At 61.8% G+C, this 2,641-nt stretch carries 2 protein-coding genes; both read left to right on the forward strand.

Features of this window, described 5'->3' with window-relative positions; all coding sequences use genetic code 11:
* Positions 1–133: 133 nt before the first annotated feature.
* Positions 134–1,777, forward strand: coding sequence for an IS21 family transposase (gene istA, locus NYP18_RS15210; RefSeq protein ID WP_259429038.1), 1,644 nt, complete (start codon positions 134–136; stop codon positions 1,775–1,777).
* A complete protein-coding gene (locus NYP18_RS15215; protein WP_259429039.1) occupies positions 1,774–2,523 on the forward strand; it encodes an ATP-binding protein in 750 nt (249 codons plus the stop codon). Before istA ends, NYP18_RS15215 begins: the two co-directional genes overlap by 4 nt.
* Positions 2,524–2,641 lie beyond the last annotated feature (118 nt).

The raw sequence follows: 2,641 nt of genomic DNA on the forward strand, positions 1-2,641 counted from the left end.
TGTTATGGAGCTCTTTTCGGTAGCGGGGTTGGGTCTATCCGGTAGCGGATGCGGGAGCACCCGGTAGCAGTGACACTTCCATCAACCGTTCCCATAATCCCGTGGGACGGTAACCATGGAAGGAACCGTTGTCGTGACCGACTACAGGTTGATCCTCACGCTCCTGCTCCGGGGCTTGTCCTACCGCCAGATAGAAGCCAGCGCCTCCTGCTCCCACCGGGCTATCGCCCGGGCCAGGAAGGTACTCGATGCCCACCAGTGGAGCACCGAAGAACAGATCACCGCTTTAACCAGAGCCGACCTCGACACCTTGTTCACCGACGGACGCAAGGTGACCTCCGAGGATTTCCTCACCCCGGACTTCGATGCCATCGTCAGGGCACGCAGCCGCCACAAAAAGCCCTCCCTGCGCCACCTGTGGACCCGCTACCTTGAACAACCAGCCCCAGGCGGGCTGGTGCACTACAGCTACGACCGGTTCTGCGAACTCGTCGCCGAACACATCGCGACCTTCGACCTCACCGCGGTGATCACCCACCAACCCGGCCACACCATGCAGGTCGACTGGGCCGGCACCACAATGGCCACCACCGACCCGATCACCGGCACCAGGCGCAAGGCGTACGTGTTTGTGGCCACACTGCCGTACTCCGGCATGGTCTTCGCCTGCGCCCAGCATGATCAGAAGATGCTGGCCTGGCTCGATGCCCACCGCCAGGCCTTCGACTACTTCGGCGCTGTCAGCCAGGTCATCATCCCTGACAACGCCTCCACGGCGTCCAACAAGATCACCGCCACGGGCACCGCACGGGATGTCAACCCCACCTACCAGCAGTTCCTCGAGCACTACGGCACAGCCGCAGCCCCGACCCGTTCCTATAAGCCCAAGGACAAGGCCTCGGTGGAAGCCGGGGTGAAGATCATCACCGGCCGGATCATCACCACCCTGGCCGACCGTGTGTTCGTCGACCTGGATGAGCTGAACACCACGATCTACGACCATGTCGATCAGATCAACAACGCCACCCCGTTTCGTGGCAGGGACACCTCCCGCCTAGACATCTTCACCGCGGATGAAAAGGACCTGATGATCGCGCTGCCGCCGACGTCCTGGCAGCAGGTCACGTGGCGTAAATCAGTCGTCGGCCGTGACTTCCATATCCAGATCGACACCGTGAAGTACTCCGTGCCCTACCGGCTGGCAGGCACCAAGGTGGATGTGCGCATCACCGGAACACGGCTGGATGTCATGGCCGACGGGGATATCGTCGCCAGCCACATCATCGCGGCAGCCAGGCACATCTACGTCACCGACCCTGATCACCGGCCTCCGTTTACCGGGGATATCGCCGGGTTGTGGACCCGGGGCTACTTCCTGCGCCAGGGGGCCAAGATCGGGCCGGCGACCGTCCGCGCCCTGGAAAACCTCCTCGATGCCAAACGGATCGAAGCCCAGGGCTACCGCGCGTGCCGCAACATCCTCGACCTGGGGAAAACCGCCACCAACGCCGTGATCCTCGAACGCGCCTGCCACCAGCTGACCAGCACCACCAGTCAACGTGCGATCAGCTACACCGCGGTGAAAAACCGGATGGCGATCATCCGCGCCGACGATGATCAGCGTCCCACCACATCCACCACCGGCACTCACCGGCCAGGCGAGGCTGACCGGCCCACCAGTCGGGACACCACCGGTGCGCGTCTGGCCGGGATCGACGCCTTTGATCTGGACCGATTACTTCAGCCCCGCACCGGCGACAAGGAGGGCCAGAAGTGACCACCCCACACCTGAGTGCTGATGACCTGCCGATGTTCACCAAACTCCGGATGACCGCCTTCGGTCAGAGTGTCATCGACATCGCCAACGACCCTGCCTGCGACGGGTGGACATTTTCCCAGAAGATCTACTTCGCGCTGGAACGAGAAACTACGGCCAGGGCAGAGCGCAGAACACTGAAACTTCTTCAGGCCTCCAAATCGCCAAACCCGGGCGCCTGCATCGAAGAGATCCACTACCTACCCGACCGTAATCTCACCCGCGAGCTTGTCTCACGACTGGGATCCTGTCAATGGATCGATGAGGGCACCAACCTCGTGCTCCTGGGGTCGTCGAGTGTGGGCAAGACCTACCTTGCGCTGGCTCTGATCACCGCGGCGTGTCGTACCGATCGCAGTGCGTTGTTCTACCGCCTTGATGACCTCGCCAATCAGCTGGCTGTCCTGGAGGTTTCTGACCCGGCCAGGTTGAAACTGCTCACCCGGCTGCGACAGGTGGATCTGCTGGTTCTCGATGATTTCCTGACCACCCCGATCGACACGGATACCGCTGCGGTGGTGCTCAATATCCTCGCGGCGCGTGACCAGGTGGCCTCCACGTTGGTGACCTCTCAGTTTGAGCCGAAGGACTGGTACAAATCCCTCGGGGATGCGGTGATCGCCGAGTCGATCCTCAACCGGATTATCGGTGGGGCGGAGATCATCTCGTTGGGCGGGCCGAATATGCGTTTCCTGCCGCAGGAATGACCCACCTTACGGTCCTCAGTAGGCAGTAGAAACTGACCAGATGAGGGACGGTTCGGTGCTACCGGATCGTCCCTCATCTGCTACCGGATAGACCCAACCCCGCTACCAAAAACAGCGT

It is taken from the genome of Corynebacterium lemuris (assembly GCF_024919295.1).
In the GTDB taxonomy this organism is placed as follows: Bacteria; Actinomycetota; Actinomycetes; order Mycobacteriales; family Mycobacteriaceae; genus Corynebacterium; species Corynebacterium lemuris.